This is a genomic window from Halorussus gelatinilyticus, assembly GCF_023238445.1.
Classification (GTDB): Archaea; Halobacteriota; Halobacteria; order Halobacteriales; family Haladaptataceae; genus Halorussus; species Halorussus gelatinilyticus.
The window spans coordinates 874,787-898,181 of sequence record NZ_CP096658.1; the positions used below are offsets into that span (position 1 = coordinate 874,787).

Here is a 23,395-nt window from a genome sequence, read left to right on the forward strand (position 1 = left end):
ATGGACCTCGGGTTACTCTACAGCGGCGGGAAAGACTCGACGCTCGCCGCGCTCCTGCTCGAAGACTTCTACGACGTGACGCTGGTCACGGCCACGTTCGGCGTCGCCGACGCGTGGGACCACGCGCGCCGGACCGCCGAGGAGTTGGGCTTCGAGTTCGAGACGGTCGAACTGAACGACGACGTGGCCGCGGAAGCCGTCGAACAGATGGTCGAGGACGGCTACCCCCGCAACGGCATCCAGCAGGTCCACCTCCACGCGCTGGAGACGGCCGCCGGGATGGGGTTCGACGCGGTGGCCGACGGCAGCCGCCGCGACGACCGGGTGCCCTCCGTCTCGCGGGCGCAGGCCCAGAGCCTCGAAGACCGCCACGGCATCGACTACATCGTCCCGCTGGCGGGATTCGGTCGCGGAGCGGTCGATTCGCTCGTAGACGAGACGCTCGACGTGACGACCGGCCCGAGCGAGGAGATTCCGAAGGCCGACTACGAGGCCGAACTCCGCGACCTACTGGCCGACGAACACGGCGAGGAGGCCGTCGCCGAGGTGTTCCCGGACCACACCCAGACGTACGTGACGAGTCTGAGCCGCTGACGTTCCTCGCGGTGACGTTCGACGGCCGGTTCCGGACGCTCGAAGGTTCGACCGGCCGCGAGCGTCGTCTCGGTCGGTCGTCCGGCAAGAGAGACGCGAAGTAAAAGTTTCAAGCGCGCGCTCGCCCAACGCTTCCCCATGTACGACCGCATCAAGGGCTTTCGGGACTTCTACCCCGGCGAAATGGGCGCGCGCCGTGAGACGTTCGACACACTCGAAGCGACCGCGCGACGGTACGGTTTCCGAGAGATCGGGACGCCCGCACTGGAGCACACCCAGATGTACGTCGATAAGAGCGGCGAAGAGATAGTCGAGGAACTCTACAGCTTCGAGGACCAAGGCGGCCGGGACGTGGCGCTGACGCCGGAACTCACGCCGACGGTCGCCCGGATGGTCGTGGCGAAACAGCAGGAGCTATCGAAGCCCATCAAGTGGTTCTCGACCCGCCCGTTCTGGCGCTACGAGGAACCTCAGAGCGGTCGCAAGCGCGAGTTCTACCAGACCAACGTGGACATCTTCGGCTCGTCGGAACCCGAGTCGGACGCCGAACTGCTGGCGTGCGCGGCCGACGCGCTCACGAGCCTCGGACTCACCGGCGAGGACTTCGAGTTCCGGGTCAGCCACCGCGACATCCTCGGCGGCCTGCTCGAAGCCTTCGACGCCGACGTGGACACCGAGGCCGCGATTCGCGCGGTGGACAAGAACGAGAAGGTCGGCGACGACGAGTTCTACGGCCTGCTCTCCGACGCCGGACTCTCCTACGAGCAGGCCCGCGAGTTCGACGACCTGCTCGACACGCCCGAGGACGAGTTGGACGACCTCGTGTCGTTCGCCGGGACCGACCGCGTCGAGTCGGCGGTCGGGAACCTCTCGGACGTGCTGGACGCCGCGGCGGACTTCGGGGCGCGCGAGTACTGCACGCTCTCGCTCGACACCGCGCGCGGCCTCGACTACTACACCGGCGTCGTCTTCGAGTGCTTCGACTCGACCGGCGACGTGAACCGCTCCATCTTCGGCGGCGGACGCTACGACGACCTCATCGAAGGCTTCGGCGGTCAGTCCACGCCCGCGGTCGGGTTCGCGGTCGGCGACGCGACGCTGACGCTCCTCCTGCAACGCGCCGGCGTCTGGCCCGACGAGGAGCTTTCGACCGACTACTACGTCTTGCAAGTCGGCGACACCCGCGACGTGGCGGCCGACGTCACGCGCGAACTCCGGGGCGAGGGCCACGTGGTCGAGACCGACGTGTCCGGCCGGAGCTTCGGCGCGCAGTTGGACTACGCCGACTCCATCGGCGCGGAGACGGTCGTCATCGTCGGCGAGCAGGACCTCGCGGACGGGAACGTGACGGTCAAGGACATGAACTCGGGCGACCAGACCCAAGTCCCGGTCGAGGAGTTCCCGCCAGAGGACGTGTCGCGGCCGACCTACGACGACTTCGAGTAGCCCCGCGGTCGAACCTTTTTGGTACCGTCTCGCATACCATCGGACATGCGCGAGCGTTCGGTCCGGTTCGAGAAGCAGACGCTCCTCGCGGTGCTGTCGGTGCTGACCTTCGGGTTCACGGCCTTCTTCGCGGTCGTTGGACTGGAGTTTCTCGTCCCGACGACCTTCGTCCTCGGGTTCTTCGTCGTCGTCCCGCTGGTCGCGCTGCTGGGCGACGCGCTCCCGATGGTCGAGGGCGAAACCGAGGGCGTCGAGGTCGGGCGAGATTCGATGTGCTACGGCCCGATAGACGAACTCCGGTCGCGCTACGCCGCGGGCGAACTCACCGACGAGGAGTTCGAGCGACGGCTCGAACGACTGCTGGAGACCGAAGACGCCGAGGTAGGGCGGAGCCGCGAGCCGGTGTTCGACCGGGAGTGAGCGGTCGCTGACGAGGGATCGAGTCGCAGATTCGGTAGCGATAGCTGGCGGCGTGGCGAACAGACGGCACGGGCGGCCCGCGAGGAGACGTGCCGTACTCCCGCTTCACTCCTCGCGGCGACGCTTAGGTCACGGACGGGGTTCGTCCCGGCTTCGGAGTTAAACCCTCGTGCCGACGCTGGCGCGGCGCTCACGCGCGCCGCGCCAGCGTTCACTCGCCAGAAAGAAAGGAAAACATTTCTTTACGAAATATTCTGGTGCTTCTAGCGATTGAAGACATTGTTCAGGCCGCCGTCGCGTGCGACGGCGACCGTTCCGCCGATTTAACTCCCTCCGGCACCGACGACGAACCGATGCGAGCGTTCCGAATCGCCTACGACGGGCGGCCGTTCCACGGCTTCCAGCGCCAGCCGGACGTGCCGACAGTCGAGGAGGCCGTCTTCGACGCGGCGAACGCGCTGGGCGTCGCCGACGGGAAACCCGCGGGGTACGCCGCGGCGGGCCGGACCGACGCCGGCGTCTCGGCGGTGGCCCAGACCGTCGCGTTCGAGTGCCCCGACTGGCTGACTCCGGCCGCGCTGAACAGCGAACTCCCCGCGAGCGTCCGGGCGTGGGCGAGCGCCGACGCGCCCGACGACTTCCACGCGACCCACGACGCCGCGTCGCGGGCGTACCGCTACCACTGCCACGCGCCCGAGGCCGACCTCGCGCGGGCGGAGCAAGCCCTCGGCCGACTCCGCGGCGAGAACGACTTCCACAACCTGACGCCCGACGACGAGAACACGGTCCGGGAGTTGCAGGCCGACGCCGAGCGCGACGACGACTACCTCGTCTTCGACCTCCGAGCGGGCGGGTTCGTCCGCGAGATGGTCCGGCGCGTCGTCTCGCTCGTCCGGGCGGTGGCGACCGGCGACGCCTCACTGGCGAAGGTCGAGCGCGTCCTCGGGCCCGAGAAAATCGACGGTCCCGAGGGCGTCGCGCCCGCGCCGGCCTACCCCCTCGTGCTGGTGGACGCGGCGTATCCGATGTTGACGTTCTCGGTGGACGACGACGCCGCCGCCAGCACCCGCGAACTCTTCGCGGCTTTGCGCGACGAGCGCGCCACGCGAACCCGCGTGGCCGCCGAGGTCGTAGAGCAGACGCGAGTTCCGGAGCCGTGAGCGCGTCGGGCTTCGAAATCGGGGCCGACCGCGTCGGAAACGACGGATTTCCGCGAAGGTTTCCTCGCGTGCGCGAGCAGCAAACGACGATGGTGATGCTATCCCACGGCACCACTGTTTCGGATACCGCACTCCTATCCTCGTTTTCGAGTGACGCTCGATACGAGAGCCGTCAGTCCCACCCCTCGGGCCAGATACCCGCCGCCTTCATGCCCTCCTCGTAGTCGCCCGAGCGCAGGTTTCCGGCGACCGACGCCGCGCTCGGCCGCGGAATCTCGTCGCGCGCCGCGACCTCTCGAACCAGCAACGCGGTCAGCATCGCGTGTTCGCGCAGGTTCCGGTCGTCCACCTTGTCGCGCGTGTCGGCGTGAGTGTGGCCCCATCCCCGACCGCGCTCGCCGCTCTCGCTGTGGAGTTGGAGCGCGGGCACGCCGCGCTTGAGGAACGGCCAGTGGTCGCTGAACGGGTGGACCTGCTGGCGGACCGCGATGGGCTGGTTCGCCTCGTCGGCGACCGACGCGACGAGTTCCGCCATCGTCTCGGAGCCGTGGGTGTGCGCGCGCAGGTCGCGGAACCGGCCCGCGCCGTCCACGTTCACGACCGCGCGGACCGAATCGAGGTCGAGTCGCTCGGCGAGCGCGTCCGCCCCGAGCAGGCCGGTCTCCTCGCACCCGACGCCCGCGACCCGGACTCTGGTGTCGAGGTCCATCTCCGCCAGCAGGTGGGCCGCCGCGACGACGACGGTGATGCCACAGCCGTTGTCGAGCGCACCCTCCGCGATGTCGTGGGCGTCGTGGTGGCCGACGACGAGGATTTCGTCTTCCGTTTCCGGGCCGAGTTGAGCGTGCGCGTTGTGACTCCTTCCGGGCGTCGTCTCGGCGTCCACGCGGAGGTGGGCCTGCGCGCCCCGGTCGGCGTAGTCGGTCAGCCAGTCGCCGGTTTCGAGACTGACGCCGACGCCGGGAATCGCGGCCTCGCGGTCGAACCGGAGCGACCCGGTGGGCGGCAGTTGGCCCGCCTTGTGGTTCCGGAAGACGAACGCCTCGGCCCCGGCCGCCGCGGCGTGGCCGAACTTCTCCATCCGGTGGACGAATCTGGAGCCCTTCGGCGTCGTCGTGGACGCGACCACGATGTTGCCCTCCACGTCCACCGCGTCCAACTCGTCGGGCGTGCCGTGGCCCGCGTCCACGAGTTCGCCGCTGACCTCCCCCGCCGGGGAGTAGGGAAGCGCGATGGTCTCGAACGACCGCTCCACGGGGTCGGTGACGGCGAGTTCGGCGTCGCCGCGCGTCCAGCGAGTCATCTCGAACGACTCGACTTCGACCTCGCGTGCGCCCGCTCGCTCGAACCCCTCGGCCACGAGGTCGGCCGCGCGACGCTCGCCGGGTGACCCGCCCATCCGGTCGCCGATTTCGGTCAGTCGCGTGATGAACTCCCACGGATAGTCGTCGCGCCACGCCTCCCCCAGCGCGGCGGCGGTCTCCGGGTTCATGGTCGGGAAGTGCGCTCCGGACCGTGAAAAGTCTCGGGCTACGCAATCTCGGTTGCGGGGTTCGATACCGCTAGACCGCACAACACCGCCCGGACAATCGGAACACGCATTCGGAATGACAAAGGCTTACAACCGCGGTTTCCTAATCAGAGGGTATGAGTTCGGTTCCCGAGCGGTCGGAGATAGAGTCGAAGTACAAGTGGGACTTGGAGAGCATCTACGCGACCGACGACGAGTGGGAGGCGGCCTACGAGGAGGTCGAGGAGCGCCTCGACGAGCTGTCGGCCTACGAGGGCCGGGCCACCGAGGACGGCGAGACCCTGCTCTCGGTCCTCGAACTCCGCGACGACGTGTATCGGACCGTCGAGCAGGTCGTCAGCTACGCCCGGATGCGGAAGGACGAGAACACCGCCGACCAGCACTATCAGGCGCTCTCGTCCCGCGGGATGTCGCTGGCCTCCCAGACCGACAGCGCGAGCAGCTTTCTCGAACCCGAAATTCAGGACCTGGACCGCGACGAACTCGACCGGATGATAGAGGAGACCGACGGACTGGAGCTCTACGACCACTACCTCCACGACGTGCTTCGGACCGCCGAACACACCCGGTCGGCCGAGGTCGAGAACGTGCTGGCCGAACTCGGCGAGGTCACGAGCGCCTCGGGCGAGGTCTACAACATGCTGATGGACTCGGACATGGAGTTCCCGACCGTCGAGAAACCCGACGGCGAGTCGGTCGAGATTACCCAGAGCAACCTCACACGACTCCTGAAGAACCCCGACCGCGAGTTCCGCCAGACCGTCTACGAGAGCTTCTTCGACGAAATCGGCGAGTACCACAACACCATCGGCACCACGTTCAAGAACAGCGTGAAGACCGACGTGCAACTCGCGCGAATCCGCGACTACGACACCGCCCGCGAGGACGCGATGGACGGGCCGAACGTCCCGGTCGAGGTGTACGACAACCTCGTGGACACGGTGCGGGACAACCTCGACAAACTCCACCGCCACGCCGAACTCAAGCGCGAGAGTCTGGGCGTGGACGAACTCCGGATGTGGGACCTCTACATGCCCATGACCGAGACCGAGACCCCCGACGTGGAGTACGAGCAGGCCCGCGAGTACGTCGTGGAGGCGCTGGGCGCGCTCGGCGACGACTACCAGCGCCGCATCGAGGAGGGCTTCGAGTCGCGCTGGGTGGACGTCTACGAGACCGAGAACAAGCGCTCGGGCGCGTACAGCGGCGGCACCTACGACACCCAGCCGTTCATCCTGATGAACTATCAGGACGACATCTCCTCGATGTTCACGCTGGCCCACGAACTCGGCCACTCGCTCCACAGCCAACTCACCAGCGAGAACCAGCCCTACGTCTACGGCGACTACGAAATCTTCGTCGCGGAGGTCGCCAGCACCGTCAACGAGGCGCTGCTGACCAACCACCTGCTCGACACCGTGGAGGACCCGACCTTCCGGCGGCACGTCCTCAACGAGTATCTGGAGCGGTTCCGCTCGACGCTCTACCGCCAGACGATGTTCGCGGCCTTCGAACACGAGGTCCACCAGTTGGTCGAGGACGACGAGGCGCTCACGCCCGGCAAGGCCGACGAAATCTACGGCGACCTGAAAGCGGAATTCTACGAGCCGGCGGTCGTGGACGACCGCATCGCCCGTGAGTGGGCGCGCATCCCGCACTTCTACCGAGCCTACTACGTCTACCAGTACAGCACCGGCATCAGCGCCGCGGTCGCGCTCGCCGACGGCATTCTGAACGACGGCGACGAGGCCGCCGACCGCTACCTCCAGTTCCTCCAGGGCGGGTCGCGGGAGTACCCCCTCGAACTGCTCGAAACCGCGGGCGTGGACATGTCCTCGCCCGAACCCATCCAGCGCGCGCTCGACGTGTACGACGACCACCTCGACGAGATGGAATCGCTCATCTGAGGCGTCCCGAGCGCCGACCTGTCGCGAGTACCGACCCGGTTCCGCGCCGAACCGTCCCCGCGCCGAACCGTCCCCGCGCCGAACCGTCCCCGCGCCGAACCGTCCCCGCGCCGAACCGTCCGGTTCGGCGCGTCCGCGACATCACGAAACCCATCGAGGCCATCGAGCGGGTGGCCGACGCCATCGCGGACGGCGGACTCGACGCGCTGGTGGGCGAATTTCGGCTTCCCGAGTCCGCTCGTCCGGCGGGAGCGGAGGCGGGGACGGAGAACGCGGAGCGTCGAACGGCGAGGCGGTCCGCCGATGCGGACCGACGACTGCGAAAGATTTTTTTGCGGTGAAGCGGCCGAGACCCAAAGGCACTTTTAAGCCCGCAACCTACGGACGGGTAGCAACGATGTCGCGTAGCCCACCTCTCCCCGACCAACCGACACTCGAACTCGACCCCGAAATGACAGACAGGGAGCGGCTGGCGGCGCTCCGTGAGCACTTCGCCGATATCGTGGACGTGAACGCCACGCTCGAAGAGCGACTCGACGACGCCCGCGAGCGCCGCGAGGACCTCCGCGAGGAAGTGGACAAACTCGAACGCGAGAACGAGACGCTGAAGACGACCTCGCTGTACGTCGCCACCGCCGAGGAGCTGACCGACGACGGCATCGTCATCAAACAGCACGGCAACAATCAGGAGGTGCTGACCGAGGTCTCGCCCAAGCTCCGCGAGAAGATCGAGTCGGGCGACCGCGTGGCGGTCAACGACTCCTTCACGGTCCAGACCGTGCTGGAAGCCGAGAAGGACGCTCGCGCACAGGCGATGGAAGTGGACGAGTCGCCGGACGTCACCTACGACGAAATCGGGGGCCTCGAAGACCAGATGCAGGAGGTCCGCGAGGCGGTCGAGCAACCTCTCGAAAACCCCGAGCAGTTCGAGCAAGTCGGTATCGAACCGCCGAGCGGCGTCCTCCTGCACGGTCCGCCCGGAACCGGGAAGACGATGCTGGCGAAAGCGGTCGCCAACCAGACCGACGCGACCTTCATCAAGATGGCCGGCTCGGAACTCGTCCAGAAGTTCATCGGCGAGGGCGCGAAGCTGGTCCGTGACCTCTTCGAGTTGGCCAGCCAGCGAGAGCCGGCCATCGTCTTCATCGACGAGATAGACGCCGTGGCTTCGAAGCGGACCGACTCGAAGACCTCGGGCGACGCCGAGGTCCAGCGGACGATGATGCAACTGCTCTCGGAGATGGACGGCTTCGAAGACCGCGGCGATATTCGCATCATGGCCGCGACCAACCGCTTCGACATGCTCGACCGCGCCATCCTCCGGCCCGGCCGCTTCGACCGCCTCATCGAAGTGCCCGAACCCGACGAGGAGGCCCGGCACAAGATTCTGGACATCCACACCCGCAACATGGGCGTCGCCGACGACGTGGACTTCGACAAACTCGCCGCGGAGACCGAGGGCAAGAGCGGCGCGGACATCGAGAGCCTGACCACCGAGGCGGGCATGTTCGCCATCCGCGACGAGCGCACGGAGGTCCGCCAGTCGGACTTCGAGGACGCCTTGGAGAAGATGGACGAGAACGACGAGGAGACCGGCATCGTCACCAAGGGGTCGCTGCCGAGCTACGCCTACTGAGGTCGGGGTTCGGGCTACGACGTTTCTCTTCGCTTTCTTCGACGCCATCGAGTCGCTACGCTCCGGTTTCGCTATGCGTCACCGCCGAGCGCTCGGCAACAGTTTAAACGACGAGGAGAAGAGACGTCTCAGTCGTCGTCCACGACGACTTCGACGGGAGCGTCCTCGGCGGCCATCGTCTGCTCTTGGCCCTTGCGCTCGTGCCAGAGGAGCGCGCCGGCGACGGCCAGCACGATCCACGACCGCCAGTTGGCGAGGTTGAGCGTGTAGCCGATGCCGAAGGGCTTCTCGACCAGCATCCCCTCGTCGGGTTTCCAGTACGACGAGAGCATCCGTCCGATGCTCGGTCGCTCGAAGTTGTACGGCACGCCGAAGAGTTCGCCAGTGCTGGGCTTGTCTGCCATGCGAGAAGTGTACGTCGGAGAGGAATAAAGTGCTTTGGCTACCGGTTCAGCGAAACCTCGTGCGTTGCTGGCGCGGCGCTCGTGCGCCGCGCCAGCAATACGCTGGAGAATCCGGACGCGACCGGTTCACGAGTCGCGCCGGTCGGCGATGGCGTCGGCGTGGCGCTCCACGAGGCGGCCGAAGACCTCGGTCTCCCGGCGCTCCTGCACCTCGGCCGGGGCGTCGTCGCGCATCCGGGCCTTGACCGCTCGCAGCGTCTCGGCGTCGTTGTCGGCGAGTTCGTCGGCGACCGCTCGCGGGTCCTCGGTCACCCGCGAGACGAGACCCATCCGGAGCGCGGAGTCGGCGTCCACGGTCCGACCCGAGAGCGCGAGGTCCAGCGCCTCGCCCTCGCCGACGACGCGGGGCAGGCGGACCGTCCCGCCCCACGCGCCGAAGAGACCGAGTTTCACGCCCGGTTCCGCGAAGGTCGCCTCGGGCGTGGCGACCCGGAGGTCCGCGGCGAGCGCCAGTTCGACGCCGCCGCCGCGCGCCGGGCCGTCGATGCCCGCGACGACCGCGCTCTCGGCGTCTTCGATGGCGTTGGCGACGCGTTGGCCTCGCTCGGCGAACTCCTCCGCGGCGGGGCCGTCGAGGTCGGCCACCACGTCGAGGTCCGCGCCCGCGCAGAACGCCGGGCCCGCGCCCCGGAGGTAGACGACCGGTCGGTCGGTCCCGCTGACGGCGGCTTCGAGCGCGTCGAGGGCCGCGGGGGTGAGCGCGTTGCGTCGCTCCGGCCGGTCGAGGGTCACGACGCGGACCGACTCGGCGTCTCGGATTCGAATCGCTGACCTGTTAGCTGGCACGGCTGGTCACGTTCGCACCTCGGAGTCGCTTTCCAAAGGTCTTTGGCGACTCCGTCGTAAGACCCGGTTAATGGAAGCGGCCGTCCGGGCACGAAAAGCAGGACGACAGGCGGTGCGAGACGTGTCGCCCGACCCTCTCCGCGAACGCATCGACGCTCTCCTCGGCGAGTCGGCTATGGTACCGGGGGTTCTGGCGCTCGCGTCAGCACACGCAGTCGAGGGTGCAGGCCCAACGAGCGTCGCTCCGGAGGCGTCCGACGACGAGCGGACGAACGGGGCGACGCCGGCGGGAGCGACGACCGAGTCCGTCGGGGGCGACGCCGGTCGAACGGGAAGCGACACCGGGCCGGTCGGCGTCGAAGAGCGCGCCGCCGGCGTCCAACTCATCTACGAGGGACTGCGACTCACGCGGGCGCTCGCCGACGACCCGCCGTGGGAACGCGACCTGCCACACACCGACAGCAACATCGACATCCTCGCGGCCGACGTGATGGTCGCCCGCGGGTTCTCGCTGCTGGCCCGGACCGAGGCCGCGGACAAGGCGGTCGAGACGGTCCAGTCGTTCGGCCGCGACGAGACCGACGAGCAACAGGGCCGGGCGGTCTCGACGCGCGCGCTGGAGACCGACGTCTTCGAACTCGCCGTGGTCGCGGGCACCACCGCGTTCGGCGCGACTCCCTCCGACGCGCTGGTGGCCTACGCCGGGGAGTTAGCCGAGTCGCTCGACGGCGACAGCCCGGAACCCCCCGAGTCCGTCTCCGAAGCGGTCGAGGAGGCCGTCGCCGACGCGCCGAACCCCCGGCAGTTCGGCCCGGCCGAAGACCCCCAGCCGTCGGCGACCGACCCGTGACTCGTACTCCCGTGCCCTGTCGTGAATCGAAACGCCTAAAGAGGTTTCCGGGCATACCATGAAACGCGCCGAAGTGGCGGAGTGCGCCTGGGTAGCTTAGAGGTAAAGCGCGTCCTTGGTAAGGACGAGAGCCCGGGTTCAAATCCCGGCCTAGGCTCTTTCTGCGATTCACTCTCCTTCGGAGCAGCGCGTCCGTCCGACGCCGCGAAAAACAGCCGAAAAGTCGTTACTTCGCGGTCACTGCTTCGGTTCGGGGTCGAAGACCTCGGGGTTCTCCTCGCCCTCGGCGGCCACGATGGCCATACAGCCCTTCCGGGCGACCCGAGTCAGCGAGTGGTCCACGAGTTTGAACGCGCCGGGAACCGGGAATCCCATCGTGGCGACGGTGGTGCTACCGGGCGCGACCTGCTTAGTCTGGATGTGGGTCTGGGGCTTCGTCGTCAGCGACCCCTCGGGCCAGAGCTTCTCCCAGACGTTGCCGATGGGGTGGAAGCTACTGGTGAGGTTCGGGCCGCCGGTGACGAAGAACACCCGCGCGGTGTCGCCGGTCTGGACCTTGCCCGCGCCGTACTTGTCGGGCGTGCAGGCGTACTTCTCGCCGTTCATCACGACGTAGGTCGGTTCCTCGCGCTTCATCGACTCGATGTCGAAGTTGTGCTGGCCCTTCTCGCCGGGGCGCTTGTCGGTGTAGATCTCGTGCTGGCCGAAGTAGAACTCGTGGTCCACCTCGGGGAGACCCTCCTCGGGTTCGACGAGGATGATGCCGAACATGCCCGCGGAGATGTGCATGTCCATGTTCGGGACGGCGCAGTGGTAGATGTACGCGCCGGGGTAGGTCGCCTCGAACTTCAGGTGGGCGGTCTCGCCCGGTGCGGTCATCGTCGCCTCGGCACCGCCGCCCGGTCCCGCCGCCGCGTGGAAGTCCACGTTGTGGGGCATGTCGTTCTCGGCGGGGTTCTCGAAGGTGAGGTTCACCGTGTCGCCCTTCCGGACCCGAATCATCGGACCGGGGACCTGCCCGTTGTAGGTCATGTAGTTGAACGTCACGCCGTCTTCGACTTCGGCCGTGACCTCCTCGGGTCGGAGGGTCACGTCCACCTCCTTGGACTCGTTGCGGCTAATCGGGTCCGGGATATCTGTCGGGGCCGCGGCGACGCGCTTGGCGGTCTGCTGTTTCTGCTTGTTCATGGCTTTCTGGGTCTGGGTCGCTTTCGGGGCGGAGCGGGTGGAACACCCGGCGAGGGTGGCCGCGCCACCGAGGCCGATACCTTGCAGGACCGTGCGACGATTGGTTGCGGGCATTGGAAGTCACCTTACAGTTACAGATAGTGCCCGACCATCCTTTAATCGGGAAACTGATTCTCAGGCCGCAGGAAGGCTATCGAACGTGTTCGCGGCGTTCTCAGTGTCTGAGAATCGTCGGCGGTTCCCGGCCGAGAATTGACGGTTTCGAACGAGACGACGAATGCGAAAACGGGGAAGGAGGGACGAAGCGACCCGACCGCGGCTAGTCGTCGCTCTCGACGACCGGTCCGCCGGCGACGGGCGCATCCGCGGGCTCGTCGCTGGCGGTCGTGTCACCGCGGAGGCGGAGCTTCTTCACCACGTCGTAGCCGAAGATGGCGGTGCCGATGATGACCAGCGTGTCGCCCGGCATCCGGAGCCAGAACAGCAGTTGGACGAGGTCGCCCTCGTAGAACGAGAGGCTCCGGGCGGCGTCGTAGCTCTGTGTGAACGCGACTTCCAGCTGGAGGAAGCCGACCGGGAGCAGGCTAACGGCGACCATCACCGCGAGACCGACGTTCCACGCCCAGAACGCGCGCCGGAGGTTGGTCCCGTCCCACTTCGCCTCGGGCACCGCGATGCGGAACATGTACGTCACCATGCCGAGCGCGAGGAAGCCGAACGCGCCGAACATCGCGGCGTGGGCGTGGGCCACCGTCAGGTAGGTCCCGTGCTCGAAGTAGTTGATGAACGGGAGGTTGATGAAGAACCCGAGGACGCCCGCCCCGACGAAGTTCCAGACACCGCTGGCGACGATGAACATGAACGGCAGGGTGTAGGGGAACGACTCCCCGCTGCCCGACATCGCGCGGTACTGGCCGATGGCCTCGTAGAGGATGAACACGAGCGGGATGAGTTCGAGCGTCGAGAACGCGCTCCCGATGGGCACCCACACGTCGGGTTGGCCGACCCACCAGTAGTGGTGCGAGACGCCGATGACGCCCGTCCCCATCACGAGCAGGGCTTGGACCATCACCGCCTTCTCCGCCGACCGCTTGGTCAGCAGGTTCATGCTGACCAGCGTGACGCCGACCAGTGAGACGATGAAGAACTCGAAGGCCCCCTCGACCCACATGTGGACGACCCACCAGCGCCAGAACTCCGTGACGACGATGTTGGTCTGGGGCGTGTAGAGGAAGCCCGCGCAGAACAGCAGGGCGATGGAGCCGCCCGCGTACAGAATCATGTGCGCGAGGCCCCACTTGGGTTCGCGGTCCAGCAGGGGTTTCAGCCCCCGCGCCACGAGCGCGGCCCACGCGAGGAAGCCGACGAGGATGCCGACCTGCCAGAGCCGACCGATTTCGAGGTACTCCAGCCCCTCGTTGCCGAGAATCCACCAGAGCGCGCCGTCGATGTACCCCTTCGCGCCGAGCCAGATGCCCGCGAGGGCACCGACCACGACCACGACGAGGACGCCGAGCAGTCGGTTTATCCACTTGCCCTGTCCGCGCGGCTCGTGGCCGGTCAGCAGCGGCGGGAGGAACAGGCCCGCACCCAGCCACAGCGTGGCAATCCAGAGGATGCCCAAGTCGAGGTGCCACGTCTTGGCGATGGAGAACGGCAGGACCTGGAGGATGTCGAAGCCCAGCATCTCGCCGAGTCCGAAGAAGCCCGCGCGCTCGATGTAGAAATGCGCCAGCAAGCCCCCGAGCAGGACCTGCCCGAGGAACAGTCCCGCGCCGACGACCGCGAACCGGAGCGCCGCGGCCTGTCCGGGGAACAGGTCAACGTCGTCGGGTCGGGGCACCGTGACGCCCTCGGTCTCCGGTTCGGGCAACTCGATGGACTTGTACAGCCAGACGCCGACGCCCGCGCCGGCGACGAGCAGGACCATGGCGACGACGCTCCACGTCATCGACGCGCCCGTGGCGTCGTTACCGGCCGCCGGATTGTACGGCCACTCGTTGGTGTAGCTGTGGTCCGAACCGGGCCGGTCGGTGTGGGAGATCCACGCGGTCCAGAGCGCGAAGTCGGCGAAGCGCCGGGCCTCCTCCTCGCTCTCTATCATCCCGGCGGGGACGCCGCGCTCGTGGCTCCCCTCGTGGTAGCGCTCGACGTAGACCTGCGTCACCTGCTCGTGGGCGTAGGCCTCCGCGGCGGAGTACTCGACCGTCCCCGTGGGGTCGCCGTCGGTCAAGTCCGACTTCACCGCCACGTCAACGGTGGCCCGCTGGCTCTTCGAGAGGCCGCCGTAGTCGGTGGTGCCGTACTGCTCTCGGGCGTAGTACTGGCGCATGAACTTCACCTTCAGGTCGAGCGCGTCGGCGGTGAAGTCCTCGCCGTAGTACGCGCCGTTGCCCAGTATCGACCCGTGGTTCATCAGGCCGTCCGACTGGAACACTTTCTTTCCGTCCCGTACTTGCTCCGCGGTCACGATGGTCTGACCGTTCGGTCCCTCGACCTCCTTCGGGATGGGCGGGGCCTCCTGATAGGAGTACCACGCGCCGGCGCCCATCACGGCCAGATTGAGGACGAAGACGACCGCGAGTATCTTGCCGAGTGTGCGACGTTCGACTCTCATACGGGTCGAATTTGCCCGTCGTGGGGCTTTTAATTGGGACGCGCTTCCCGAACGCTGGGAAGTCGGGCGAACGTGTTCGGACGTACGGGGACACCCCTTTCTCCGCGGGCGATTTCGTGCGAGTCGTTGTCGTGAGCCGACGACCGGCGATGCGGGCGACCGAACCGCGACCAATTACGCAGACCACCGACCGCGACCGACGACGCAGACCACCGGACGCGCCGCGTCTGCGCTCGCGCTCGCGGTTCCGCGCGAGCGCAGACCCAGGCGGGGAGGTTCGGGGCGCGGTGCGGCGGCGGTGTCGTGCAGTCGGCGGTGGTGGTGTCGCGCGGTCTGATAGGCGTCGGCATCAGTCGCAGTGCTGCATCCGGTGCGTCGCGGTCTGAGAAGAGTTCGAGACTCCGACCGACCGAAACCCGAAACGCCGAACGGAACCCGAAAAAGAGCGCGGGAAGACGAGCGTTCCAACCGTTAACCGTCCGCGCGTGAGGCGCGGAGCCACACCAGCGACGGAGCGACCTACCCGTCGTCGGACCGAGGGGCCAGCACCAGTACCGCGGTGCTGTCGGCCTCGGCCGTGAGCGACACCTCCTGTCGGCCGTCGAATCTGAGTAGGTCGCCCGATTCGAGGTCGTTCGCGTCGCCGTCCACGCGCACGTCGAGACGACCCGAGACGAGGTGAATCACGATCTCGCGCTCGGGGTGGCGATGGGCGGGAATCTCCTCGCCCGCGTCGAGCGCGAGTCGAACCGTCTTGGGTTCGGCCCCCGGAAAGACTACCTCGCGGGGGCGCTCGGTCAGGTCGTCGAGTGCGACTGTCTCGGTCATGGCGAGAGTTACTGCTTCGGGAACTTGGCGACGAACTTCTGGCTCTCGGGTCGCTCGACCTCGTAGCCGTCGGCGTCGAACGACTCGACTTCGGCCTGCATCTCGTAGAACAGCGGCTTGGGCTCGTGGTCGTTGACGATTTCGAGGACCTCGCCGCTGTCCATCTCGGCGAACGCGTCGTGTATCTTGGGATGTCGTTCCGGCGGTGGTATCTCGCGTACGTCTAACCTCGGCATACACGTCGAAGTTGACGGACGCGAGCCTTCGCGGTTGTCCCGAACGTGTTCGGCTACGGGGGAGGAGTGGTTCGTGCCACTGACGCGCTCCGCGGGCGCGGTCCGCGCTCACTTCGTTCGCTCCGGACCGCGCGGCTCGAACTCCCCGCGCTTCAACCCCTCGCGCACGGGGTCGTGTTCGGCGTCGGTCGGCGGCGGCGCGGTGACGAGCGTCGCCTCCAGTCGGTCGCCGTCGCCGGCTCTCACGCCGCGCTCGTCGCCCGCCGGGACGACCACCACGTCGCCCGGTCCCACCTCGCGTTCGTCGTCGCCGTCGCGGACGACGCCCCGGCCCTCGCGGACCGTAATCGCCACGTCGCTGTCGGGCGCGTGTACCGGGATGAACTGCCCCGGTTCGAAGTAGCCCAGCACGACCTTCATCCGGTCGCTCCGGAAGACGGACTGCGCCGAGAACCGTTGGTCGTCGTACTCTCGTTCGACGTCGAAACTGGTCGTGACCATGTTCGAGACGTAGCGCGAGGCGGCCGTGGCGGTGTCGCCGAACGTGTTCGGCCGTCGGTAACTTCACGACAGGTCGTCGGCGTCGTCGGCCGCGTCTCCGGACGCGGCCGACTCGCCGGACGCGACCGCTCCGCTCGATTCGCCGAGCGTACCGACGCGGAGCGACTCCGGGCCGTGGCGGACGACGACGCCGGTCAGATTCGCGGCGAAGGCGGTGAACCCGACGAGCGCGAGCGCACCGCCGGCGAGCAGTAGGGCCTCGGCGTCGCCGACCTCGCCGAGAACGACGAGACCGACCCCGGCCAGTGTCAGCCAGAAGTCTACGGCCGCGAGGCGGCCGTCGTACAGGTCGTCTATCATCGGGACGGGTTCGAGTCCCACGCGGTCGCTGTACCGCCGGACCCAGACGACGAACGGGACGACGTGGTAGAGCGTGCCGAGCAGGACGAACCCGACCGCGCCGGCCGCGAGCAGGTGGCCCGCCGCGGGGTGGCCGAACGTCGTCGCGGGGTCGGCCGGGCGCGCGAGCCACGACGGGAGCGCCGCGAGCGCCCACGCCGGGAGCGCCACCGCGACGACCGCGTATCGCGACAGCATCGGCGTCCGCTCGACCTTCGTCTCCCGGAGCTTCCGCGCGAGGACCGCCGCGAACGCGAGCAGGCTCGCCGCGACGAGGAGCGCGCCGACGCGCGCGACCCACTCCGCGCCGACGAGTCGCCCGGCGGCGAGCGCGAGGACGCCGGGCGTGTACGCGAGTTCTTGGGCGCGCTGGAGCGTCGTATCGACTCCCCGGAGTTCGGTCTGGGTGAACATCGTGGCGAGCTGGTAGAGCGCGCCGACGACGGTCGTGAGGACGATGCCGAACACCGCGAACGTCGCGTGCGCGGCGACGACTCGCGGGCGGGCCAACCCCGTGGGAGCGAGCGTCGGGCGAACGAAGTCGAGCGCGAGGAGAAATCCGAGCGTCGTCACGAGCAGGACGTGGCCGAGCGCGAGCGCGAAGTGGCGCTCGGTCGCGTCGAGCGGGAGACCGTCGCCCTCCTCGGCCGACCCGCGCCCCGCGGCCCGCCACAGCGTCCGGCCGACGTTGTAGACGAACAGCCAGAACCCCGCGAGCATCGTCGCGCCGGCTGCGGGCAGGAGGTCGAGTCGTCCGGCCACGAGCAGGCCCGCGAACCCCGCGACCCCGCCCGCGACGAGCGCGAGTTGCGCGAGCGCGAGTCGCCGCGAGTGGAGTTCGACGCCCGACCAGACCGGCACGAACTGGGTCATCGCGCCGAGAATCGTGAGACAGACCCACCCCACCAGCAGGAGGTGGACGTGCGCGAGTCCGTGGAGTCCCGGCGCGAGACCCGCGGCTCCGAGGAGGCCGAGCGCCGCGCCCGCGAGCAGAAAGGCGAACCCCGCGAGGAAGTGCGCGAGGGGCACGGCCATCGGCGGGCCGCGGTCGGCGTCGATGCCGGCGGGGACGCTCATCGCGGCTCTATCTCCACCCGCCACTCGTCGGGGGCGACCCGCTCGGTCTCGTGGTCGAAACCGCGCTGGTCCAACACCCCGTAGAGCGGTTCGGGCTCGAAGCTGTTGTACAGGACCAGCGTCTCGTCGTCGCCGAGGTCCGCGAGCGCCGACGTGATGGCCCCGAACGGTTCGCCGTCTATCTCCCGCGCGTCGAGTTCGCGCGTGGACTGTTCGTCGGTCGCGCCGGACGTCGTATCGTGGCTCATGGTTCGTACTCCGTTCGGTTCGGGTCTATCGGTTGTCCCGACCATGTTCGACGGGCGGTTCCGCGAGGTGGGCGTCGCTGACGGTCGATTCTCCGCCTCGGCCGCGAACGACCGGGAACTCGTCGGGAACGCCGAACCCGTACTCCCGCAACCGCTCGGCGTCCCCGACCAGATTCCGGTGGAACGCCCGGCCGCGGTCGGTCAGGTACGCCGCGCCGTACTCGATGGGTTCGCCCCGAATCGTCTCGCCGCCGACCGTCACCGCGGCGCTCCGGTAGTGGTCCGCGAGCGCGGGGTCCGAGAGGTCGAACCTCGGGGACAGGTCGAGGTGCGGCAGGTCGTGGGCGACCGCCATGTTCCGGTAGGCGAACGCGGCGTCGAGTCCGCCCGCCTCCAGCGCCCGGAGGAGTTGGGTCTCGGGGAACACCTCGGCGTTCCCCCGAATAGCCTCGGCGGGCGCGCCCTCCCGGCCAGCGAGTTCGAGCGCGAGCAGCGTCCGGTAGCCCAGCGGGTCGCGGGCCGGGTCGGTCCGGCCGACCGAGACCGCCTCGCGGGCGAGCGCGGCCCGCCAGTCGTCGCGGACGACCGGGGCGTACTCCGACTCCGGGTCGTAGACCACGGTGAGCGCGTTGGTGGCGAAGGCGGCGTGCCACCCCGCGAGGTCGGTGACGAGACCGGGCGCGGCGAGTGCGAGCGCGTCGGGGTCTCGCGCGCCCGACCGGACGAGTTCCGCCGCGGCCAGACTCCCGTGGGCCTCGGCGGTCGCGCCGTCCACCTCGCCCGCGACGGTCTGGAGGCTCCCGGCGACCAGCGCGGTGGCGCGTCCACCCTCGTTTCGGGACTCCGTGACTCGAACGCCGACAGCGCCGGCGGCGAGCCCGCACCCCGAGAGCAGCAGCGTTCGTCGTCGCATGTTCGGAGGTCGCGGCTGTCGGCCCAAAAAGGCGGTCGGGCGTTTTCAGTCGGCGGGAATCGCACTCAAAAACCCCCGTCCCGAAGGTGTTCGCCGGCGTTGTCACGCGGTTGGAATCGGCTCGTCGGTTGAAGGTTACGAAGAGGTGAGGTCCGAACTGTATGACACGAGTAACTGCGCGAACGACGGCGGGAGGTGGGTCGCGGTGAGCCTCTCGCGGCGCGACTTCATCCGCGGTGCCGGGACGGGAGCCGTCGGCGCGCTCCTGACCAGCGGTTGGGGCGCGACCCAGAGCGTCGACCCCGTGACCGACGTGAAGAACCCGCTGAAGTCGTATCCGAATCGGGACTGGGAGCAGGTCTATCACGACATCTACGCCTACGACGGGGTGGACTGGACGGTCTGTCACCCCAACTGCACCCAGTCGTGCGCCCTGAACTTCTACATGAAGAACGGGATTCCGATTCGGGCCGAACAGGTGTACCACAACGAGGAACCGAGCGTCGGTCCCTCCGGCTACGAGGACGCGAACGTCAGCCAGAACTGGAACCCCCGCGGGTGCATGAAGGGGCTGACGCTCCACCGCCGGACGTTCGAGCCGAGTCGCATCAAGTACCCGATGGTCCGGAAGGGCTGGTCGCCCGACGACCCGAACCCCGAAGGTCGAGGGGAAGACGAGTTCGAGCGCGTCTCGTGGGACGAGGCGGTGGACCTCATCGCCGAGAAGATGGCGAGTCTGGACGACAACAAGCGGTTCCACATCTTCAACGCCATCAAGGCCGACGGTCTCATCACCCGCCACGGCGCGGGCCGACGCCTCGCCTCCATCTTCGGCGGCTGCGAGTGGACCGAGTACGACTGGTACGCCGACCTGCCGCCGGGCCACGTCATCACGACGGGCTACCAGACCAGCGACTCGGACGCCAGCGCGTGGCGGAAGGGCGACTACACCATCATCCAGGGCAAGAACCTCATCCACAACAAGCTCGCGGACAACCACTGGTTGCAGGAGTCCCGCGAGCGCGAGGGCAAGATGGTCGGCATCTACCCCGACTACTCGCCGACCGTCCAGAAGTGCGACCGGTGGCTCCCCATCCGGCCCGGTTCCGACCCGGCGATTCCGCTCGGGTTCGCCCACGTCATCGTCCGGGACGAGCTGTACGACGCCGACTTCATGCGGAAGTTCACCAGCCTCCCACTGCTGGTGCGCTCGGACGACGACAAGTACCTCCGCGCCCACGAGGTATTCTCCGACCGCGAACCGCCCGCCGAGGGCGACGAACACGACTGGGGCGACTTCGTGGTGTTGGACCGGAACGGGAACCCGAAAGCTGTCACCCGCGAGCAGGTCGGCGACGAGATGCCCGTCACGCCCAAGCTGGAGGCCGACACCGAAGTCTCGCTGGCCGACGGCGGGTCGGTCTCGGTCCGGACCGACTTCGCGCGCCAGAAGCGGAACGTGATGGAGAACTACTCGCCCAAGCAGGTCGAGGAGATAACCACGGTTCCGGCCGACGCCATCGAGAAGACCGCCAAGGAGTTCGCGGCTGCCGAGAAGGGTCAGTGGTTCACCGGCGAGGGCATCAACCACTGGTTCCACGGCAACTCGGAGCTCCAGCGCTCCATCTTCTTCGTCCAGTCGATGCTGGGCAACGTCGGCGACGCCGGGAAGGGCTACTACAACTACTCGGGCCAGTACAAAATCGAGTTGCTCGACGGCTACCCCCACTACGTCAACCCCGACGGCAACTCGGCCCACGGGATGTATCCGGGGTACGCCTTCGCGTTCTTCGGCGGCGAGCAGTTGGATCCCCACGAGATTCGGGGCGACTTCGACCGGGAGATGGACCTCGTGCCCCAAGGCGACGCCGACGAGCCGGTGATGCCGAAGGGCGCGAAGTCGTACACGATGTCCAAGCCCACGATTCTGTGGACGATGAACTGCAACCTCCTGAACCAGACCAAACATCAGGAGCACGTCGTCAACAACTTCACGAAGCACCCGGACACGAGCAACGAACTGTTCGTCGTCTCGGACATGCACATGACGTACTCGGCCCAGCACGCCGACATCGTGCTTCCCTGTCCGTCGTGGCTCGAATGCGACTACCCCGACATCACGGTCGGCCCGGAGAACCCCTTCATCACGATGGACTCCGGGGTGATGGACCCCATCTACGACACGAAGCAGGACGGCGAGGTGCTGGCGATGGTCGCCGAGAAGTTGGACGAGAAGATTCCGCCCGAGGAGCGCAACGTCGATTCGTACCGGTCGTACTTCTCGGAGTTCCTCGACGACGACGGCGACGTGCGCAAGTACATCCAAGAGACGCTCGACGCGGGCATCACGACTCAGGACATCGACGTGAAGGACCTCGAAGACGGTCCCGAGCGCCTGAGCCTCAAGACGTACCCGCGCATCCCGTTCTACTCCCAGATTCACGACGACCGGCCGTTCTACACCAAGACCGGCCGGATGGAGTTCCACAAGGAGGAAGACCGGTTCATCGACCTCGGGCGCGACGACTTGGACCACATCGAGAGCGTCGAGGGGACGCCCTACGGCGTAAACCAGAAGTGGCCCGAGGCGGGCGAGGAGGAGAACCCCCTCTACCACGACGAGGGCTACCAGTTCTACTACAACACGCCCCACAGCAAGTACCGGACTCACTCCTCGTGGGGGATGACCGACTGGAACCTCATCTGGGCGTCGCGGGACTTCGGTTCGACCAGCGCCGACCCGGAGGGCACCGAGCGACTGATTGACGACTTCTCGTTCCCCGAGGCCGAGGGCGAGACCAGCGACGCGCCGCCGCTCGGCGAGGCGTTCGTCGAGATACACCCGAGCGACGCCGAGCAGATCGGCGTGGAGAACGGCGACTACGTGCGAATCAAGGGCAAGCGCGGGGGCACCGTCGTCCGCGCGATGTTGAGCGAGCGCCAGCGCCCCGGCAAGGCGGGCGACATGGGCCAGCTCACCCTCTGGCACGGCTGGTGGCCCCAGCACTTCCCCGACGACGAGGAGAAGGGCGACGACGAGGTGAAGGGGTTCAACACGACGACGAACATCTGGCTCGACCCCGGCCAGGAGACCGACGAACTCGTCCACAAGGCGGTGTTCGGCGACCCGAACGTCTCCGAGAAGGTGGGCGAGGACATCGCGTGGCACGGCGCGGAACTCGAACACGGCTACGAGGAGACCGTCTGGGCACCGACCGGGGTGAACCGCGACGACCTCGTGACCGTCGAGAAGTACCAAGAGGCCGACTGGTGGCCCGGCGACGCTCGGAAGGACGAACTCGTCTCCGACTACATCGGCGGGTCGCTCCAGTCGAAGGGCGGCGGTAGCGGGACGACGACGGGCGGCAGTGGGACGACCAGTAGCACGACGACGCGAGGTGACGACTGATGCCAGAAGTGTACAATCCGCAACTCGGCCGGAAGCAGAGCTACCCCTACGAGCATCGCCAGGAGGAGCGCGACTGGCACTGGGGGATGGTCATCAACACGAACCGGTGTATCAACTGCAACACCTGCTCGTTCGCCTGCAAGTCCACGTGGACCAGCGGGAAGGGCGAGGAGTACATGTGGTGGATGAACGTCGAGACCGAACCCTACGGGGGTTACCCGATGGGGTGGGACATGCGCCTGCTCGACGACTTGGGTCCCGAGGAGACCATCTTCGAGGCCGCCGAGCAGGGCGAGAAGGTCAAGGGGTACGTCGCCCAGAAGGAGGAGTGGGAGTATCCCGCCTTGGGCGACGACTCGGTTCACGGCGAGTACCCCGAGGACGAGGTGGTCGAGTCCGACCCCGAGAAGGGCAAGTATCACGACATCTGGCAGTTCTACCTGCCGCGCCTCTGCAACCACTGCAAGAACCCGGCCTGCCTCGCGGCCTGTCCCCGGAAGGCCATCTACAAGCGCTCGGAGGACGGCATCGTCCTGCTCGACCAGGAGCGGTGCCGGGGCTACCGCAAGTGCGTGAAGGCGTGTCCGTACCACAAGCCGATGTACAACCCCGAGACCGGGGTTTCGGAGAAGCCGGTCGGCTGTTTCCCCCGCATCGAGGAGGGCAACGTCCCGCGGTGCGTGAGCAGTTGCATCGGGAAGACCCGACTCCACGGCAACATCAACCGGGGTCCGAACTCCGGCCATCCGAACGGCAAGAAGTCGGCGGCGAAGGGCCGGAGTCCCGTCAACTACCTCGCCCAGTCCGACGAGAAGGTCGCGCTCCCGCTCTACCCGCAGTTCGGGACGCGCCCGCAGGTGTTCTACATGCCGCCGTACCACGTCCCGCCGGAGTTCCTGACCCAGATGTTCACGCCGAACACCGACCAGAAGCGCAACGACTGGCCGGGTAGCACCTACGAGGAGTCGGTCAAGATCATCCAGAAGCGCGTCCGGAACCCGAGCCACCACCTGCTCGGGGTCCTCCAGTTGTTCGGCGCGACGACCCGGCTCATCGAGACGTACACCGTCAAGGAGAACAAGGTGAAGGGCTGGGACCGGAAGGGGAACAAAGTCGTGGACATGCCCATCGAGGAGGACCTCGAAGTCCGCGAGGGCGAGAAGTGGACCAACCAACCGTGAGGTG

Annotated in this window: 20 protein-coding genes and 1 tRNA gene; 10 read left to right on the forward strand and 11 right to left on the reverse strand. The window is 67.6% G+C overall.

Annotation, left to right across the window (positions count from 1 at the left end):
- From M0R88_RS04585 to truA, 4 genes are all read left to right on the forward strand, one after another.
- Entirely contained in the window at window positions 1-594 is a 594-nt protein-coding gene (locus M0R88_RS04585; RefSeq protein ID WP_248655784.1) for a DUF7411 family protein, read from the forward strand.
- Window positions 595-732: 138 nt separating this feature from the next.
- A complete protein-coding gene (gene hisS, locus M0R88_RS04590) occupies window positions 733-2,040 on the forward strand; it encodes a histidine--tRNA ligase (protein ID WP_248655785.1) in 1,308 nt (435 codons plus the stop codon).
- Between the two features lie 45 nt (window positions 2,041-2,085).
- Complete coding sequence (locus M0R88_RS04595) at window positions 2,086-2,460, forward strand: SHOCT domain-containing protein (protein WP_248655786.1); 375 nt, start codon at window positions 2,086-2,088, stop codon at window positions 2,458-2,460.
- Window positions 2,461-2,813: 353 nt separating this feature from the next.
- Window positions 2,814-3,620, forward strand: coding sequence for a tRNA pseudouridine(38-40) synthase TruA (truA, locus tag M0R88_RS04600; protein WP_248656756.1), 807 nt, complete (start codon window positions 2,814-2,816; stop codon window positions 3,618-3,620).
- Between the two features lie 172 nt (window positions 3,621-3,792).
- Here the strand turns inward: truA and M0R88_RS04605 are convergent, their stop codons facing one another.
- Window positions 3,793-5,112 (reverse strand): M28 family metallopeptidase, encoded by a 1,320-nt coding sequence (locus M0R88_RS04605; protein WP_248655787.1) that lies wholly within the window; start codon window positions 5,110-5,112, stop codon window positions 3,793-3,795.
- A gap of 155 nt (window positions 5,113-5,267) precedes the next feature.
- Between M0R88_RS04605 and pepF the strand changes: the two genes are divergently transcribed.
- Together pepF and pan2 are read left to right on the forward strand one after the other, a co-directional pair.
- On the forward strand, window positions 5,268-7,058 hold the full coding sequence (pepF, locus tag M0R88_RS04610; protein WP_248655788.1) for an oligoendopeptidase F: 1,791 nt from the start codon (window positions 5,268-5,270) through the stop codon (window positions 7,056-7,058).
- Between the two features lie 397 nt (window positions 7,059-7,455).
- A complete protein-coding gene (pan2, locus tag M0R88_RS04615) occupies window positions 7,456-8,694 on the forward strand; it encodes a proteasome-activating nucleotidase Pan2 (RefSeq protein ID WP_248655789.1) in 1,239 nt (412 codons plus the stop codon).
- A gap of 128 nt (window positions 8,695-8,822) precedes the next feature.
- Here pan2 and M0R88_RS04620 read toward each other — a convergent pair whose 3' ends face one another.
- Together M0R88_RS04620 and M0R88_RS04625 are read right to left on the reverse strand one after the other, a co-directional pair.
- Window positions 8,823-9,098 (reverse strand): DUF5808 domain-containing protein, encoded by a 276-nt coding sequence (locus M0R88_RS04620; protein ID WP_248655790.1) that lies wholly within the window; start codon window positions 9,096-9,098, stop codon window positions 8,823-8,825.
- A gap of 126 nt (window positions 9,099-9,224) precedes the next feature.
- Window positions 9,225-9,944 (reverse strand): enoyl-CoA hydratase/isomerase family protein, encoded by a 720-nt coding sequence (locus M0R88_RS04625; protein ID WP_248655791.1) that lies wholly within the window; start codon window positions 9,942-9,944, stop codon window positions 9,225-9,227.
- Window positions 9,945-10,014: 70 nt separating this feature from the next.
- Between M0R88_RS04625 and M0R88_RS04630 the strand changes: the two genes are divergently transcribed.
- Together M0R88_RS04630 and M0R88_RS04635 are read left to right on the forward strand one after the other, a co-directional pair.
- Complete coding sequence (locus M0R88_RS04630) at window positions 10,015-10,794, forward strand: DUF7114 family protein (RefSeq protein ID WP_248655792.1); 780 nt, start codon at window positions 10,015-10,017, stop codon at window positions 10,792-10,794.
- An 85-nt stretch (window positions 10,795-10,879) separates the two neighbouring features.
- Window positions 10,880-10,951: transfer RNA gene (locus M0R88_RS04635), tRNA-Thr, on the forward strand.
- Between the two features lie 80 nt (window positions 10,952-11,031).
- Here the strand turns inward: M0R88_RS04635 and nirK are convergent.
- The 8 genes from nirK to M0R88_RS04675 form a co-directional block, all read right to left on the reverse strand.
- Window positions 11,032-12,096: a copper-containing nitrite reductase gene (nirK, locus tag M0R88_RS04640; RefSeq protein WP_248655793.1), complete on the reverse strand. Its 1,065-nt coding sequence runs from the start codon at window positions 12,094-12,096 to the stop codon at window positions 11,032-11,034.
- A 205-nt stretch (window positions 12,097-12,301) separates the two neighbouring features.
- Complete coding sequence (locus M0R88_RS04645) at window positions 12,302-14,599, reverse strand: nitric-oxide reductase large subunit (RefSeq protein ID WP_248655794.1); 2,298 nt, start codon at window positions 14,597-14,599, stop codon at window positions 12,302-12,304.
- A gap of 519 nt (window positions 14,600-15,118) precedes the next feature.
- Entirely contained in the window at window positions 15,119-15,427 is a 309-nt protein-coding gene (locus M0R88_RS04650) for a cupin domain-containing protein (RefSeq protein WP_248655795.1), read from the reverse strand.
- Window positions 15,428-15,435: 8 nt separating this feature from the next.
- The gene (locus tag M0R88_RS04655) at window positions 15,436-15,663 is read right to left on the reverse strand and encodes a DUF2249 domain-containing protein (protein WP_248655796.1); all 228 of its coding nucleotides are present in this window, start codon (window positions 15,661-15,663) and stop codon (window positions 15,436-15,438) included.
- A gap of 108 nt (window positions 15,664-15,771) precedes the next feature.
- Window positions 15,772-16,164 (reverse strand): cupin domain-containing protein, encoded by a 393-nt coding sequence (locus M0R88_RS04660; protein ID WP_248655797.1) that lies wholly within the window; start codon window positions 16,162-16,164, stop codon window positions 15,772-15,774.
- Between the two features lie 63 nt (window positions 16,165-16,227).
- Window positions 16,228-17,640 (reverse strand): hypothetical protein, encoded by a 1,413-nt coding sequence (locus tag M0R88_RS04665; RefSeq protein WP_248655798.1) that lies wholly within the window; start codon window positions 17,638-17,640, stop codon window positions 16,228-16,230.
- Window positions 17,637-17,888, reverse strand: a complete 252-nt coding sequence (locus tag M0R88_RS04670) for a DUF2249 domain-containing protein (RefSeq protein WP_248655799.1) — start codon at window positions 17,886-17,888, stop codon at window positions 17,637-17,639. Before M0R88_RS04670 ends, M0R88_RS04665 begins: the two co-directional genes overlap by 4 nt.
- Window positions 17,889-17,913: 25 nt before the next feature.
- Window positions 17,914-18,801 carry an extracellular solute-binding protein gene (locus tag M0R88_RS04675; protein WP_248655800.1) on the reverse strand — a complete coding sequence of 296 codons (888 nt, stop codon included), beginning with the start codon at window positions 18,799-18,801 and terminating at the stop codon, window positions 17,914-17,916.
- 205 nt (window positions 18,802-19,006) lie between these two features.
- Here M0R88_RS04675 and M0R88_RS04680 point away from each other — a divergent pair, with 205 nt between their 5' ends.
- On the forward strand, window positions 19,007-22,210 hold the full coding sequence (locus tag M0R88_RS04680; protein ID WP_248655801.1) for a molybdopterin-dependent oxidoreductase: 3,204 nt from the start codon (window positions 19,007-19,009) through the stop codon (window positions 22,208-22,210).
- Window positions 22,210-23,391 (forward strand): 4Fe-4S dicluster domain-containing protein, encoded by a 1,182-nt coding sequence (locus tag M0R88_RS04685; protein ID WP_248655802.1) that lies wholly within the window; start codon window positions 22,210-22,212, stop codon window positions 23,389-23,391. Before M0R88_RS04680 ends, M0R88_RS04685 begins: the two co-directional genes overlap by 1 nt.
- The last annotated feature ends 4 nt before the right edge of the window (window positions 23,392-23,395 follow it).